13 protein-coding genes are annotated in these 15,327 nt (G+C 60.1%); 5 read left to right on the top strand and 8 right to left on the bottom strand.

Annotated elements, in window-relative coordinates:
* Window positions 1-128 precede the first annotated feature (128 nt).
* A complete protein-coding gene (locus AC30D7_RS01555; RefSeq protein ID WP_064621149.1) occupies window positions 129-692 on the top strand; it encodes a chorismate--pyruvate lyase family protein in 564 nt (187 codons plus the stop codon).
* Window positions 692-1,582 (top strand): 4-hydroxybenzoate octaprenyltransferase, encoded by an 891-nt coding sequence (gene ubiA / locus AC30D7_RS01560; RefSeq protein WP_490132766.1) that lies wholly within the window; start codon window positions 692-694, stop codon window positions 1,580-1,582. Before AC30D7_RS01555 ends, ubiA begins: the two co-directional genes overlap by 1 nt.
* An 89-nt stretch (window positions 1,583-1,671) precedes the next feature.
* Here ubiA and AC30D7_RS01565 read toward each other — a convergent pair whose 3' ends face one another.
* On the bottom strand, window positions 1,672-2,055 hold the full coding sequence (locus AC30D7_RS01565; RefSeq protein ID WP_490132767.1) for a COG4315 family predicted lipoprotein: 384 nt from the start codon (window positions 2,053-2,055) through the stop codon (window positions 1,672-1,674).
* Window positions 2,056-2,207: 152 nt separating this feature from the next.
* On the opposite strand from AC30D7_RS01565, the gene phoB reads away from it, so the two are divergent.
* From phoB to AC30D7_RS01580, 3 genes are all read left to right on the top strand, one after another.
* Window positions 2,208-2,897 carry a phosphate regulon transcriptional regulator PhoB gene (gene phoB / locus AC30D7_RS01570; protein ID WP_003229608.1) on the top strand — a complete coding sequence of 230 codons (690 nt, stop codon included), beginning with the start codon at window positions 2,208-2,210 and terminating at the stop codon, window positions 2,895-2,897.
* Window positions 2,898-2,971: 74 nt separating this feature from the next.
* Entirely contained in the window at window positions 2,972-4,258 is a 1,287-nt protein-coding gene (gene phoR, locus AC30D7_RS01575; protein WP_490132838.1) for a phosphate regulon sensor histidine kinase PhoR, read from the top strand.
* Window positions 4,259-4,381: 123 nt separating this feature from the next.
* Window positions 4,382-5,722 carry a hemolysin family protein gene (locus AC30D7_RS01580; RefSeq protein ID WP_490132768.1) on the top strand — a complete coding sequence of 447 codons (1,341 nt, stop codon included), beginning with the start codon at window positions 4,382-4,384 and terminating at the stop codon, window positions 5,720-5,722.
* Between the two features lie 158 nt (window positions 5,723-5,880).
* Here the strand turns inward: AC30D7_RS01580 and AC30D7_RS01585 are convergent, their stop codons facing one another.
* The 7 genes from AC30D7_RS01585 to AC30D7_RS01615 form a co-directional block, all read right to left on the bottom strand.
* A complete protein-coding gene (locus AC30D7_RS01585) occupies window positions 5,881-6,777 on the bottom strand; it encodes a peptidoglycan DD-metalloendopeptidase family protein (protein ID WP_490132769.1) in 897 nt (298 codons plus the stop codon).
* A gap of 196 nt (window positions 6,778-6,973) precedes the next feature.
* Window positions 6,974-7,927, bottom strand: coding sequence for a response regulator (locus AC30D7_RS01590; RefSeq protein ID WP_490132770.1), 954 nt, complete (start codon window positions 7,925-7,927; stop codon window positions 6,974-6,976).
* Window positions 7,928-8,103: 176 nt separating this feature from the next.
* Window positions 8,104-8,865, bottom strand: coding sequence for a phosphate signaling complex protein PhoU (gene phoU, locus AC30D7_RS01595; RefSeq protein ID WP_007934507.1), 762 nt, complete (start codon window positions 8,863-8,865; stop codon window positions 8,104-8,106).
* 71 nt (window positions 8,866-8,936) lie between these two features.
* A complete protein-coding gene (gene pstB, locus AC30D7_RS01600; RefSeq protein WP_008150054.1) occupies window positions 8,937-9,770 on the bottom strand; it encodes a phosphate ABC transporter ATP-binding protein PstB in 834 nt (277 codons plus the stop codon).
* 206 nt (window positions 9,771-9,976) lie between these two features.
* The gene (gene pstA, locus AC30D7_RS01605) at window positions 9,977-11,647 is read right to left on the bottom strand and encodes a phosphate ABC transporter permease PstA (RefSeq protein ID WP_477812317.1); all 1,671 of its coding nucleotides are present in this window, start codon (window positions 11,645-11,647) and stop codon (window positions 9,977-9,979) included.
* Between the two features lie 15 nt (window positions 11,648-11,662).
* Entirely contained in the window at window positions 11,663-13,696 is a 2,034-nt protein-coding gene (locus AC30D7_RS01610; RefSeq protein WP_490132839.1) for an ABC transporter permease subunit, read from the bottom strand.
* Window positions 13,697-14,185: 489 nt separating this feature from the next.
* Window positions 14,186-15,187 carry a phosphate ABC transporter substrate-binding protein PstS gene (locus AC30D7_RS01615; RefSeq protein ID WP_018927390.1) on the bottom strand — a complete coding sequence of 334 codons (1,002 nt, stop codon included), beginning with the start codon at window positions 15,185-15,187 and terminating at the stop codon, window positions 14,186-14,188.
* Window positions 15,188-15,327: the final 140 nt, after the last annotated feature.

Here is a 15,327-nt window from a genome sequence, read left to right on the forward strand (position 1 = left end):
AGGGCGTTTTGTACTGATCGGGCCCGTCAGATGCAAGCCTGTTCGGCGCAACGGCAGGCCGGATCAATCAAACTCGCCGCCTGACATGGTAAGCTCGCCGCCTCATTTGCTGCCAATAATGACTCACTGTGCCGCACTCAAAAGCCCCCTCCCCGACGCCGCTCTGGCTTTCTCAAAGCCAACTGATGCCCCGCCCCGACACGTCTACGCTCGATTGGTTGTTCGATGAAGGGTCACTGACCCGACGCCTGACCCGTTTGTCGAATGACGGTTTCAGCGTCACGCCGCTGTTCGAAGGCTGGCAATCGCTGCGCGCCGACGAATGTGCCGCGCTGGAGCTGGCCGAAGGCAGCGAAGGCTGGGTGCGCGAGGTGTATCTGCGCGGCCACGGTGAAGCCTGGGTGTTTGCCCGCAGCGTGGCGGCGCGTAGCGCGCTGCAGGGCGATGGATTGCACATGGATGAGCTGGGTAGCCGCTCCCTGGGCGAACTGCTGTTTTGCGATCGGGCGTTTCAGCGCCGGGCCATCGAGGTTTGTCACTATCCTCAAGCGTGGTTGCCGATGGAGGCTCAAGCACCTGAACTGTGGGGCCGGCGCTCACGTTTCGACCGTGGCGCCCTGAGCGTGCTGGTGGCCGAGGTTTTCCTGCCGACCCTGTGGAGCGCCGCCCGCGCGCATCCGGAGAACTGCTGATGTACCAGAATCTGCTCAAGTCTCTGAACCGCGTGAATCCTCGGGCCTGGGATTTCATTCAGCTGACCCGCATGGACAAGCCGATCGGCATTTACCTGCTGCTGTGGCCGACATTGTGGGCACTGTGGATTGCCGGTGAAGGTTCGCCGTCACTGGCCAATATCGTGATTTTCGTGCTCGGCGTGGTGCTGACTCGTGCTGGCGGTTGCGTGATCAACGATTGGGCGGACCGCAAGGTCGATGGCCATGTGAAACGCACCGAGCAACGGCCGCTGGTGAGCGGCAAGATCAGCTCCAAAGAAGCCCTGGTGTTCTTCGCGGTGCTGATGGGCGTGAGCTTCTTGCTTGTACTGTGCACCAACGCGGCGACTGTCTGGCTGTCCCTGGGCGGTTTGGCCCTGGCCTGCACTTATCCGTTCATGAAGCGCTACACCTATTACCCACAAGTGGTGCTGGGCGCGGCGTTCTCCTGGGGTATGCCGATGGCGTTCACTGCCGAGACCGGTGAGTTGCCGGCGACAGCCTGGTTGCTGTGGATCGCCAACTTGCTGTGGACCGTGGGCTACGACACCTATTACGCCATGACCGACCGCGATGACGACCTGAAGATCGGGGTGAAATCCACCGCGATCCTGTTTGGCGACGCCGACCGGGTGATCATTCTGACCTTGCAAGGCTTGGCGTTGGGTTGCCTGCTGCTGGCGGGTTCGAAATTCCATCTCGGCGGCTGGTTCCACCTTGGGCTGCTGGTGGCGGCGGGCTGTTTTGCGTGGGAGTTCTGGTACACCCGTAGCAAAGACCGGATGCGCTGCTTCCAGGCGTTTTTGCACAATCACTGGGCGGGGCTGGCGATTTTCGTGGGGATTGTGCTGGATTACGCGTTGCGTTGACCGTTGGAAAAGATCGCAGCCTGTGCCAGCTCCAACAGGGGGATGGAGCGACTGCAGGCCGCGAACTGTTTACGGCGCAGGCGAATCGCTTATTTATGCTCGCGCATGATGTGCCAGACGTTCTTCATATTGTCGCCTGCCATGTCACCGGGTTTTTTGTCCTTCATGAAGGTGTAAAGCGGCTTGCCATCATAGGCCCACTGCATCTTACCGTCGTCACGCTTGATCGTGCTCCACTTGCCTTCGGGCTTGGCGTCCGCCGGCGCCATCATTGGCGGCCAGTATTCAGCGCACTCGCCGTTGCACATCGACTTACCGCCTGAGTCCTTGTCGTATGTGTACACCGTCATGCCCTTCTGATCGACCATCATGCCGCCTTTCATCATGGCGGGTTCTGCCGCAAAGGCCAGGGACGGCAGCGTTAACGCAGCCGTGACCAGCAGGACCTTCCAGGATTTAGCAATGTGATTCATGGAAACCTTCCTTTTGTGGTTGTCAGGATTCGGAATTAGAGCTTAGTTCAGGATCGCGACAATCGCAGGGCGGCTAAAATACTGTCACACGACTGCAATAATTCCGTTATCTAATGCGGCGCAAGACAGTTAAATGACAAGAGGATTAAGGCATGGTTGGCAGGAGCATTCTGATCGTCGACGACGAAGCGCCCATTCGCGAAATGATCGCCGTTGCGTTGGAAATGGCCGGCTATGACTGCCTGGAGGCGGAGAACTCCCAGCAGGCCCATGCCATTATCGTCGACCGCAAACCGGACCTGATCCTGCTCGACTGGATGCTGCCCGGCACTTCCGGCATCGAGTTGGCCCGCCGCCTCAAACGCGACGAGCTGACCGGGGATATCCCGATCATCATGCTCACCGCCAAGGGTGAAGAGGACAACAAGATCCAGGGCCTGGAAGTCGGTGCCGACGACTACATCACCAAACCGTTTTCCCCCCGTGAGCTGGTGGCACGTCTCAAAGCCGTGCTGCGTCGCGCAGGCCCGACCGATGGCGAAGCGCCGATCGAAGTCGGCGGCCTGTTGCTGGACCCGATCAGCCACCGCGTGACCATCGACGGCAGACCCGCCGAGATGGGCCCGACCGAGTACCGTTTGCTGCAATTCTTCATGACCCACCAGGAACGCGCCTACACCCGCGGCCAGTTGCTGGATCAGGTCTGGGGCGGCAATGTCTACGTCGAAGAGCGCACCGTCGACGTGCACATCCGTCGCCTGCGCAAAGCCCTCGGCGATGCCTACGAAAATCTGGTACAAACCGTGCGCGGCACCGGCTACCGGTTTTCCACCAAGGCCTGACAGACCGCCAGACTCGCTGACAAGGACGCATATTTTCCGTGAATCAAAACTGGCATGGCACCCTGATTCGCCACATGCTGTTGCTGGTCACCGCCTGCCTGGTGATCGGCCTGATTTCCGGCTACTACGGCTGGAGCCTCGCCGTGGGCCTGGGTGTTTACCTGGCCTGGACCCTCAAACAGCTGCTGCGCCTGCACGAATGGCTGCGCCTGCACCAACCCGATGAAGCACCGCCCGACGGCTATGGCCTGTGGGGCGAAGTGTTCGACAGCATCTATCACCTGCAACGCCGCGACCAACGGGTACGCGGGCGCCTGCAAGCGGTGATCGACCGGGTCCAGGAATCCACTGCCGCGCTGAAAGACGCAGTGATCATGCTCGACAGCGACGGCAACCTTGAGTGGTGGAACCGCGCCGCCGAAACCCTGCTCGGCCTCAAGACTCCTCAGGACAGCGGCCAGCCGGTGACCAACCTGGTGCGTCATCCGCGTTTCAAGGAATACTTCGAGCAGGACAACTACGCCGAACCGTTGGAAATTCCGTCGCCGATCAACGATCGCCTGCGCATTCAGCTGTACATCACCCGCTACGGCAACAACGAACACTTGATGCTGGTGCGCGACGTGACCCGTATCCATCAGCTGGAGCAGATGCGCAAAGACTTCATCGCCAACGTGTCCCACGAGCTGCGCACCCCCCTGACGGTGATTTGCGGCTACCTGGAAACCCTGCTCGATAACGTCGAGGACGTGAATCCGCGCTGGACCCGTGCCCTGCAGCAAATGCAGCAGCAAGGCGGGCGCATGCAGACCTTGCTCAACGATTTGCTGCTGCTGGCCAAACTGGAAGCCACCGATTACCCGTCGGACAACCAACCGGTGTCCATCAACAGCCTGTTGCAATCGATCAAGAGCGATGCCCAGCAGCTTTCCGGTCAGAAAAATCAGCACATCACCCTGGAAGCCGACCCGACGATTCAGCTCAAAGGCAGCGAAGCCGAATTGCGCAGTGCGTTTTCCAATCTGGTGTTCAACGCGGTGAAATACACCCCGGCCGAAGGCAATATCCGCATTCGCTGGTGGGGTGACGAGCAAGGTGCACACCTGAGCGTGCAGGATTCGGGAATCGGCATCGACAGCAAACACCTGCCCCGCCTGACCGAACGCTTCTACCGCGTCGATTCCAGCCGCAACTCCAACACCGGCGGCACCGGTCTGGGGCTGGCCATCGTCAAGCACGTGCTGCTGCGCCACCGGGCACGCATGGAAATCAGCAGTGTGCCGGGGCATGGCAGCACGTTTACCTGCCATTTTGCGCCGGCCCAGGTCACCAAATCCCGCGTGATCAGTGCAGCGGACTGATACCGACCAGCACTCACCACTAGGCAATCGATCAGTCAGCCGCTACATTGGCTGACTTGTGCCTGCCCTTCAGGCACTGCATTTCCCCCTTTTTTGAATACACGGAACCCGCAAAACTCCATCATGGACCCTTCCCCTGGCTTGACCCTCGCAACAATATTCGCCGACTTCGGCATGATTCTTTTTGCTCTGATCCTGGTTTTGCTCAACGGCTTTTTCGTTGCGGCAGAGTTTGCCATGGTCAAACTGCGCTCGACCCGGGTCGAAGCCATCGCTGAACAGCACGGCTGGCGCGGGCATATCCTGCGCACCGTACACAGTCAGCTCGATGCTTACCTCTCGGCCTGCCAGTTGGGTATCACCCTTGCCTCCCTCGGTCTGGGCTGGGTCGGTGAACCCGCGTTCGCGCACATTCTCGAACCGGTACTCAGCGCCGTAGGCGTAGATTCCGCCGAAGTGGTCAAAGGCGTGTCGTTCTTCACGGCGTTCTTCATCATTTCGTACTTGCACATCGTGGTCGGCGAACTGGCCCCGAAATCCTGGGCCATCCGCAAACCCGAGTTGCTATCGCTCTGGACCGCCGTGCCGCTGTACCTGTTCTACTGGGCCATGTACCCGGCCATCTATCTGCTCAACGCCAGCGCCAACACGATTCTGCGGATCGCCGGCCAGGGTGAACCCGGCCCACATCACGAGCACCATTACAGCCGTGAAGAACTGAAACTGATCCTGCACTCCAGCCGTGGTCAGGACCCGAGTGACCAAGGCATGCGTGTACTGGCCTCGGCAGTGGAAATGGGCGAGCTGGAAGTCGTCGACTGGGCCAACTCCCGGGAAGACCTGGTCACCCTTGAGTACAACGCACCACTCAAGGAAATCCTGGCGTTGTTCCGTCGCCACAAGTTCAGCCGCTACCCGGTGTACGACAGCGAGCGCCAGGAGTTCGTCGGCCTGCTGCACATCAAGGATCTGCTGCTGGAACTGGCTGCCCTGGATCACATTCCCGAGTCGTTCAACCTTGCCGAACTGACCCGCCCACTGGAGCGCGTGTCGCGGCACATGCCGCTGTCGCAATTGCTGGAGCAGTTCCGCAAGGGCGGCTCGCACTTCGCCGTAGTCGAGGAAGCCGACGGCAACATCATCGGCTACCTGACCATGGAAGACGTGCTGGAAGTGCTGGTGGGCGACATTCAGGATGAACACCGCAAGGCTGAACGCGGGATCCTTGCGTATCAGCCGGGCAAGCTGCTGGTGCGGGGCGATACGCCACTGTTCAAGGTGGAACGTCTGCTGGGCATCGACCTGGACCACATCGAAGCCGAAACCCTCGCCGGGCTGGTCTACGAAACCCTGAAACGGGTGCCGGAAGAGGAAGAAGTGCTAGAGGTCGAAGGCTTGCGCATCATCATCAAGAAGATGAAAGGACCGAAGATCATTTTGGCCAAGGTGTTGCTGCTCGATTAAGCGGGCTTTTGTGGTGAGGGGGCTTGCCCCCGTTGGGCTGCGGAGCGGCCCCAAAACCGGCTGCCGCGTTTACTCAGGCAGACCGCGTTGGCTGAATGGCGACTGCTGCGCAGCCGAGCGGGAGCAAGCTCCCTCGCCACAGTAGATCTCCATCGCCTTCACTTCTTGCCCAACGCAAAGTTGGGCAACGCCCCCACCGGTTGATTGAACTGGTACGGAATCGACACCAGCCCCAACCCGGTATTGCGCTGCACCACGAAGTGCAGGTGCGGGCCGCTGCTGTTGCCGGTGTTGCCCGACAGCGCCAGTGCACTGCCCACCACTACCCGCTGACCTTCCCGTACGCAGACTGAACCTTTTTTGAGGTGCAGGTACACGCCCATGGTCCCGTCATCGTGCAACACCCGCACGAAATTGCCCGACGGATCGTTTCCGCGCCCGGTCTGGCCATTCTCGGTTTTCACCACCACCCCGCCGCGCGCTGCGATGATCGGCGTGCCTTCGGGCATGGCGATGTCCATCGCGTAACGGTTCTTCGGTCCGTAGTGGCTGTATTGGCCATTGGCGCCCTGGGTCAGCCGAAACGGACCGCCACGCCAGGGCAATGGATATCGATAGGCCATGGCAGCCCCTGAGGGGTCGCCCAGGGAATATGCGAACCTTGGGTTATACACGATCGGCCTTCCGGCCTTCGTCGGCGTGAGCAGGGCCAGACGAAGGTTACTGCGCGCTGGCATCACCCGCCGGATCGGTCGGCTCGGCGCACCGCTGACGTTCTGCAGCCCGTCGAAACTCAGCTCGATCTCGACCGGCGCATACAGGTCGTTGCGCACGAACACGCTGTCCATGCCATTCAGCCTCTTGATGTCGAGGTACACCTGCCGCTCAAGGTGTTCGACCATTCGGTCGCGGAAAACGAGCACCTTGGCGCCTTTGGTGGGGCGGTCGCTGTAGGAGACCACGCCACTGGCATCGGTGGACCTGTAGATCGTCATGGCCACAGCCGAGGTGGAGGCCATGAAAAGACCACAGAAAAACAGCAGGCGCGCGAGCATGGGCAAAATTCTGTTGAGTAGGCCTGGGAAGGAGCCTAGCAGCAGAAATGGACCTGCGTAGTCGACAGATGTTTCAAAATGGACAGCATGACGGCTGGGCAGTGCCTATAACGACCCCATCGCGAGCAGGCTCGCTCCCACAGAGGGCACACCGTACCTGTGGGAGCGAGCCTGCTCGCGATGGCTTAGGGTCAGCTTATGCGCCCGGTACGAAATGCTTCTGCGCGGTGCCGCGGGCGATCAGGCGGGAAATGTAGTCGAGCTTCTGTGCGTCATGGTCGACAAAGCGGAAAGTCAGCTGCAGCCACTCGCTGTCAGGCTTCGGTTCGTGGGCGACGATGGCATGCAGGTAGCCGTTGAGACGGGCGGTCTCAGCATTGTCGCCCTGCTCCAGGTCGAGTACGGCGCTGTCGAGCACTTGTGGAAGGGTGTCGGTGCGCTTCACCACCAGCAGCGCTTCCTTGAGGCTCAATGCCTTGATCACGCATTGCTGAGTACCGCTCGACAGGCGCAGTTGGCCTTGGCCACGACCGCCTGCGGAGGCGGCAGAGGCGGCGACTGGTGCCTTGACCGGCGGGCTGTTGAGCAGACCACGAGCTGGTGCCGCTGCCGCCGGGGCTGGCGCGGCGGCAGGCTTGGCAAACGGGTTGACCACTGCCGCCGCGGGTGCGACCACCGCCGCTTTGCCCCCGGTCAATGCACTCAGGGAGTCGTTGCCGAACGCCGAGTTCATTTTGGTCGGCGCGCTGTTCATCAAGGTATCGAGCTTGCCGACCTTGTTCAGGGCCTGCTTGACCTTGGTCAACAGCTGCTCGTTGGTGAATGGCTTGCTGACGTAGCCGGAAACCCCGGCCTGGATCGCCTGGACCACGTTCTCTTTATCGCCACGGCTGGTCACCATCACGAACGGCATGGTCTTGAGGTTGTCCTGCTCGCGGCACCAGGTCAGCAACTCCAGACCGGACATTTCCGGCATTTCCCAGTCGCACAGAACCAGGTCGAACGCTTCCTTGGCCAGCATGGCCTGGGCCTTTTTACCGTTGACTGCATCTTCGGTCCGGATCCCCGGGAAGTAGTTGCGCAGGCACTTTTTTACCAGGTCACGAATGAACGACGCATCGTCCACGACCAACACACTGATCTTGCTCATCCAACACCCCTTTAAAAATCCCGGCAAGCATAACGCTGGCTGATGGCACTTTGCCAAAACTCTTCAGTCACGCCGGGACTTTTCGTTCGCGGGTGCTGCTTTTCAATTCGGCTTTTCAAAAAGCCGCACAAACAAAAACGCCCGGCCAAGGGGCCGGGCGCTTTTCTTGGGCAACCTTACTTATCGTCAGCTTTGTCCGGAACATTAGCGGTTTCGGCACTTGTGCCTTCCACTTCTTCCTTCATGCGCTTGAGGCCCAGGTGACGCACGTCGGTGCCGCGTACCAGATAAATCACCAGTTCCGAGATATTGCGCGCATGGTCGCCGATCCGCTCCAGGGAGCGCAGCACCCAGATAATGCTCAAGACCCGCGAGATAGAGCGCGGGTCTTCCATCATGTAAGTGGCGAGTTCGCGCAGCGCGGTCTTGTATTCGCGGTCGATGATTTTGTCGTACTGCGCCACCGAGAGCGCCAGGTCGGCGTCGAAGCGGGCAAATGCGTCCAGGGCATCGCGAACCATGTTGCGCACCTGGTCGCCGATGTGGCGAACCTCGACGTAACCGCGCGGCGCTTCGCCTTCTTCGCACAACTGAATGGCCCGACGGGCAATTTTGGTGGCTTCGTCGCCAATACGCTCGAGATCGATCACCGATTTGGAGATGCTGATGATCAGACGCAAGTCCGACGCCGCCGGCTGACGACGGGCCAGAATGCGCAGGCATTCTTCGTCGATGTTGCGTTCCATCTGGTTGATCTGGTCGTCGACCTCGCGCACTTGCTGGGCCAGGCCGGAGTCGGCCTCGATCAGCGCGGTGACCGCGTCGTTGACCTGCTTCTCGACCAGCCCGCCCATGGCCAGGAGGTGGCTGCGCACTTCCTCGAGCTCAGCGTTGAACTGCTGGGAGATGTGATGGGTAAGGCCTTCTTTACTAATCATGTTGGCGTCCTTGGAGCGTCCGGTAAGGTGCGGTGGGCCGCAGCATCAGTTCAGTGAGCAACAACAGCTTCCTAGCCGTAACGACCGGTGATGTAGTCTTCGGTCTGCTTCTTCGCCGGATTGGTGAACAGGGTGTCGGTGTCGCCGAACTCCACCAGCTTGCCCATATACATGAACGCCGTGTAGTCGGAAACCCGCGCGGCCTGTTGCATGTTGTGGGTCACGATAACAATGGTGAACTTGGATTTCAGTTCGTAGATCAGCTCTTCGACTTTCAGTGTGGAGATCGGGTCGAGTGCCGAGCACGGTTCGTCGAGCAGCAGCACTTCCGGCTCCACAGCGATAGTGCGGGCAATCACCAGACGTTGCTGCTGACCGCCGGACAGGCCGAGTGCCGACTCGTGCAGACGATCCTTGACTTCATCCCACAGCGCCGCGCCTTTCAACGCCCACTCGACGGCTTCGTCGAGGATGCGCTTTTTGTTGATGCCCTGGATGCGCAGGCCGTAAACCACGTTTTCGTAGATGGTTTTCGGGAACGGGTTGGGCTTCTGGAACACCATGCCAACCCGGCGACGCAGCTCGGCCACGTCCTCGCCCTTGCGGTAGATGTTGTTGCCGTAGAGGTTGATCGCGCCTTCGACGCGGCAGCCATCCACCAGGTCGTTCATGCGGTTGAAAGTGCGCAACAGCGTGGACTTGCCGCAACCGGACGGGCCGATGAAGGCGGTCACGCGCTGTTTCGGGATGTTCATGCTGACGTCATACAGCGCTTGTTTGTCGCCGTAGAACAGGCTCAGGCCAGGCACTTCGATGGCCACGGTTTCCTGCTCGAGACTCAGGCTCTGTTTGTCGCGGCCCAGGGCCGACATGTTGATGCCGTGAGTGTGTGCTTCGTGCTGCATGGGAGGCTCCCTGTGCTAACAAATTCGGTTCGTTGAACCGCTGGCTTGATGTTCGGGCCAGCGGCTTACTCAAAATCTCTGTCTGACGCCGGTCCCTGTGGGAGCTGGCTTGCCTGCGATGGCATCACTGCGGTGTTACTGACAGACCGCGTCGTCTGCATCGCAGGCAAGCCAGCTCCCACAAGGGGCCACGCCGACTTATAAATTTAACTATCCAGCGCTTTGTACTTCTCGCGCAGGTGGTTACGGATATAAACGGCCGACAGGTTCAATGTCGCGATCACCAGCACCAGCAGCAGCGCCGTGGCATACACCAGCGGCCGCGCGGCTTCTACGTTCGGGCTCTGGAAGCCGACGTCATAAATGTGGAAGCCCAGGTGCATGATCTTCTGGTCCAGGTGCAGGTACGGGTAGTTGCCATCCAGCGGCAGCGACGGCGCCAGTTTCACTACACCCACCAGCATCAGCGGCGCCACTTCACCGGCGGCGCGGGCCACGGCGAGGATCATGCCGGTCATCATTGCCGGGCTGGCCATCGGCAGCACGATCTTCCACAAGGTCTCGGCCTTGGTCGCGCCGAGGGCCAACGAGCCTTCGCGCACGGTGCGAGGAATCCGCGCCAGACCTTCTTCGGTGGCCACGATCACCACCGGCACAGCCAGCAGGGCCAAGGTCAACGAAGCCCACAGCAGACCCGGCGTACCGAAGGTCGGCGCCGGCAAGGCTTCGGGAAAGAACAACCGGTCGATCGAGCCGCCCAGTACATAAACGAAGAAGCCCAGGCCGAACACGCCGTAAACGATCGCCGGAACACCCGCCAGGTTGTTCACCGCGATGCGGATCACTCGGGTCAGCGTGTTCTGCTTGGCGTATTCACGCAGGTAGACCGCCGCCAGCACACCGAACGGGGTGACGATCATCGCCATGATCAAGGTCATCATCACTGTGCCGAAAATCGCCGGGAAGATCCCGCCTTCGGTGTTGGCTTCGCGCGGGTCATCACTGAGGAATTCCCAGACCTTGCTGAAGTAGAAGCCCACCTTGGTAAAGGTGCTCATGGCGTTCGGCTGATAGGCGTGAACCACTTTGCCGATGCCGATCTCGACCTCTTTACCGTTCGCGTCACGAGCCGTCAGGCTGTCACGGTTGAACTGCTTGTGCAGGTCGTTCAGACGCGCTTCGACTTCCTGATAACGGGCATTCAGCTCGGCGCGCTCGGACTCCAGGTCCGCCTGTGCGGTAGCGTCGAGACGGCCGGCCAATTCCAGCTTGCGACCGTGCAGACGAACACGTTCGAGACCGGCGTTGATCGCGCCGATGTCGGTTTTTTCCAGGCTCTTGAGCTGCCCAGCCAACTGGTTGACGCGATCGACACGGGCCTGCAACTCAGGCCATGCGGCTTCGCCTTCAGCGACGACCTTGCCGTCCTCTTTAACGTTGACCAGATAGCCGTAGAAGTTGCCCCACTCGCGACGCTCGATGGTCATCAGCTCTGGCGGAGTCTTCTGGTTGGTCAGCCACTCGCCGACAATCCAGGTGAAGTCAGTGCCGTTCAGATCGCGGTTGCCGACCTTGATCAGCTCGCGGGTCATGAACTCCGGGCCCTGATCGGGCACCGGCAGGCCAGCGGTTTTCAGGCGCTCGCGTGGCACTTCTTCCTTCTGCACCACTTCGCCGATGACCAGGTGGTTGGCCTGGCCCGGCACGTCGTAATTGGCGTGGATCAGGTCCGCCGGCCAGAAGTGCCCCAGACCGCGCACGGCAATCACCGCCAGCAGGCCAATGGTCATGATGACCGCAATGGACACCGCGCCGCCGCTGATCCAGACGCCGGGGGCGCCGCTCTTGAACCATCCATTCAGGGAGTTCTGTTTCACAGACTTCTACCTTTGTTAAAGCGACGAGTATTTCTTGCGCAGACGCTGACGAATCAGTTCCGCGAGGGTGTTCATGATGAAGGTGAACAACAGCAGCACCAGCGCCGAGAGGAACAGCACGCGGTAGTGGCTGCCGCCGACTTCCGATTCGGGCATTTCCACCGCAACGTTGGCTGCCAGTGTGCGCAGGCCTTCGAACAGGTTCATTTCCATGACCGGGGTGTTACCGGTGGCCATCAGCACGATCATGGTTTCACCGACCGCGCGGCCCATGCCGATCATCAGCGCCGAGAAGATGCCCGGGCTGGCGGTGAGGATCACCACGCGAGTCATGGTCTGCCACGGCGTGGCGCCGAGGGCCAGGGAACCAAGAGTCAGGCCGCGCGGCACGCTGAACACGGCGTCTTCGGCAATGGAGTAGATGTTCGGGATGACCGCAAAACCCATGGCCAGGCCGACCACCAGAGCGTTGCGCTGGTCGTAGGTGATGCCCAGGTCGTGGGAGATCCACATGCGCATGTCACCGCCGAAGAACCAGGCTTCCATGTACGGGCTCATGTACAGCGACAGCCAGCCCACGAACATGATCACCGGGATCAGGATCGCGCTTTCCCAGCCGTCCGGCACTTTCAGACGAATCGACTCAGGCAGGCGACTGAAGACGAAACCGGCCACCAGAATGCCGATCGGCAGCAGCATCAGCAGGCTGAAGATGCCCGGCAAATGTCCTTCTACATACGGTGCGAGGAACAGACCGGCGAAGAAGCCGAGGATCACCGTCGGCATCGCTTCCATCAGTTCGATCACCGGCTTGACCTTGCGACGCATGCCCGGTGCCATGAAGTACGCGGTGTAGATCGCTGCGGCGACGGCCAGGGGCGCGGCCAGCAGCATGGCGTAGAACGCGGCTTTCAGGGTACCGAAGGTCAGCGGCGAGAGGCTCAGCTTGGGTTCGAAGTCGGTGTTGGCGGCAGTCGATTGCCAGACGTATTTAGGTTCGTCGTAGTTCTCGTACCAGACTTTGCTCCACAACGCGCTCCAGGAAACTTCCGGGTGCGGGTTGTCGAGCAGCAACGGTTGCAGCTTGCCGCCCTGCTCCACGATCACGCGGTTGGCCCGTGGCGACAGGCCGAACAGGCCTTGGCCGTCGACCACCTGATCCACCAGCAAAGTGCGGTGCGCGGTGCTGTGGAACACGCCGAGCTTGCCGGACGCATCAAGGGCAACGAAGCCTTTGCGACGTTCTTCGGCTGTAATTTCAACAATCGGCGCAGTGCCCATCTGGAAGGTACGGATTTGCTTCAGGCGCAGTTCGCCATCGTGATCGCGAGCCATGAACCACTGGGCGAGACCGCCCTTGGAGTCGCCGAGGATCAGTGAGATACCGCCCACCAGCTGGGTGCTGGCGGTAATCTCGGCATCGCCGTTTTCGAGCAATTTGTAGCGACCGTTGAGACTCTTGTCGCGCAGGCTGAAAACGTCAGCCTGAGCACGACCATTGACCACGTACAGCCACTGCTGACGCGGGTCGACGAAGATGTTCTTCACCGGTTCGGTCATTTGCGGCAGGTCAATGCGCTTCTGCTCGTTGGTGACTTCGCCGGTCATCATGTTTTCTTCGCTGGTCAGCGACATGACATGCAGTTGCGCACCGGTGGAGCCAGCCAGCAGCAGGGTCGAATCGGTGGCATTAAGGCTGACGTGCTCCAGAGCTCCGCCCGCCTCGTTCAGCACGATTGGCGTTTCGCCGTACGGGTATTCGATGGCCGGCGAGATGGTTTTCTTGCCGTCCGGGTAGCTGACTTTATAGGTGTGGCGGAACACCAGCACCTGACCGTTGGACAACCCCACTGCGACCAATGGATGGCCGGGTTGATCTTCACCGATGGAGGTCACGCTGGTACCGGCCGGGATCGGCAGGTCGACGCGGCGCAGTTCGGCGCCGCTATCGATATCAAAGAATAGCGCCTGGCCCTTGTCGGAAACCCGCATGGCCACTTGGTTCTGTTCTTCGAGGGAGATCATCAGCGGCTTGCCGGCGTCTTGCATCCAGGCAGGCGTGATGGCGTCTTTGGCGGTCAGGTCGGCACCCTGGAACAGCGGCGCGACAACATAACCGAGGAAGAAGAAGATCAGGGTGATCGCGCCCAGGACGGCGAGGCCGCCGACAAGAACATACCAACGGGTCAGGCGATCTTTCAGCGCACGGATACGGCGCTTGCGGTGCAGCTCAGGCGTATTGAAGTCAATTCGCTTGGGGGGATTTGTAGTCATGGTGGAGTTGGCCAGATCATTCATGCGCACACCCTAGCGATCCTGTATGACAGAAAGATGACAATGCAGTGACGCAACAAATCCGCCGCCAGTGGAAACTGGCAGTGGATCGGAAATTTGGGGGCCGGTATTTACCGGCAATTGTAGGAGCGAGGCTTGCCCGCGAAGGGGTCGTTACATTCAACATCAATGTTGACCGACCCACCGCTTTCGCGGGCAAGCCTCGCTCCTACACAGGTCCGGGTTTACCCCGGACCTAGGGTTTTACTTTTTTGCGACTTCAGCGCCGCCTTCCGCCAGACCCAGGTCAGCCAGTGCTTTTGCAGCAACCTTGGCTGGCAGTGGGATGTAGCCGTCTTTCACGACAACTTCCTGGCCCTGTTTGGACAGAACCAGTTTCACGAACTCGGCTTCCAGCGGGGCCAGAGGCTTGTTCGGGGCCTTGTTGACATAAACGTAGAGGAAACGCGACAGCGGGTATTTACCGTTCAGGGCGTTTTCTTCGCTGTCTTCGATGAAGTCAGTGCTGCCTTTCTTGGCCAGGGCCACGGTCTTCACGCTGGCGGTCTTGTAGCCGATGCCCGAGTAACCGATGCCGTTCAGCGAGGAGCTGATCGACTGCACGACCGAAGCCGAGCCTGGTTGTTCGTTGACGTTTGGCTTGTAGTCGCCTTTGCACAGGGCTTCTTCTTTGAAGTAGCCATAAGTGCCGGATACCGAGTTACGGCCGAACAGTTGTACTGGCTTGTTGGCCAGGTCGCCGGTCACCCCCAGGTCGCCCCAGGTTTTCACATCAGCTTTGGCGCCGCACAGACGAGTCGAGGAGAAGATCGCGTCGACTTGTTCCATGGTCAGGTGCTGGATCGGGTTGTCTTTGTGTACGAAGACCGCCAGGGCGTCCACGGCCACCGGGATAGCGGTTGGCTTGTAGCCGTACTTCTGCTCAAAGGCAGCCAGTTCGGTGTCCTTCATCTTGCGGCTCATCGGGCCCAGGTTGGAGGTGCCTTCAGTCAGCGCAGGTGGCGCGGTGGCGGAGCCAGCGGCCTGAATCTGGATGTTTACGTTCGGGTATTCTTTTTTGTAGTTCTCAGCCCACAGGGTCATGAGGTTGGCCAGGGTATCGGAGCCGACGCTGGACAGGTTGCCCGACACACCAGTGGTCTTGGTGTAGCTCGGGATAGCAGGGTCAACAGCGGCAACCGCGTTGGCAGTCGCAACGCCAGCAGCGACAAAAGTCATTGCCGCCATCAAACGCTTCAGTTTCATGCCTTACTCCTAGCAGATAGGGTGTGTTAAGTCGGGGCCAAGTATCAGCAGGCCGTGTGAACACTCTATGGCTGAAATATGACAATTGGATGAAAGGCCAGTATTTGGATTTTTGAAGGGATATCGCGTCATCGTTCTTC

This window comes from Pseudomonas sp. DF5, assembly GCF_058148225.1.

Excerpts from the sequence above, each read along its gene's own strand:
- phoR (WP_490132838.1), top strand. The coding sequence starts at position 2,972 with ATGCTGTTGCTGGTCACCGCCTGCCTGGTGATCGGCCTGATTTCCGGC.
- AC30D7_RS01610 (WP_490132839.1), bottom strand. The coding sequence starts at position 13,696 with ATGCAAGACGCCGGCAAGCCGCTGATGATCTCCCTCGAAGAACAGAAC.
- phoU (WP_007934507.1), bottom strand. The coding sequence starts at position 8,865 with ATGATTAGTAAAGAAGGCCTTACCCATCACATCTCCCAGCAGTTCAAC.
- AC30D7_RS01590 (WP_490132770.1), bottom strand. The coding sequence starts at position 7,927 with ATGAGCAAGATCAGTGTGTTGGTCGTGGACGATGCGTCGTTCATTCGT.
- ubiA (WP_490132766.1), top strand. The coding sequence starts at position 692 with ATGTACCAGAATCTGCTCAAGTCTCTGAACCGCGTGAATCCTCGGGCC.
- phoB (WP_003229608.1), top strand. The coding sequence starts at position 2,208 with ATGGTTGGCAGGAGCATTCTGATCGTCGACGACGAAGCGCCCATTCGC.
- AC30D7_RS01585 (WP_490132769.1), bottom strand. The coding sequence starts at position 6,777 with ATGCTCGCGCGCCTGCTGTTTTTCTGTGGTCTTTTCATGGCCTCCACC.
- pstB (WP_008150054.1), bottom strand. The coding sequence starts at position 9,770 with ATGCAGCACGAAGCACACACTCACGGCATCAACATGTCGGCCCTGGGC.
- AC30D7_RS01565 (WP_490132767.1), bottom strand. The coding sequence starts at position 2,055 with ATGAATCACATTGCTAAATCCTGGAAGGTCCTGCTGGTCACGGCTGCG.
- AC30D7_RS01580 (WP_490132768.1), top strand. The coding sequence starts at position 4,382 with ATGGACCCTTCCCCTGGCTTGACCCTCGCAACAATATTCGCCGACTTC.
- AC30D7_RS01615 (WP_018927390.1), bottom strand. The coding sequence starts at position 15,187 with ATGAAACTGAAGCGTTTGATGGCGGCAATGACTTTTGTCGCTGCTGGC.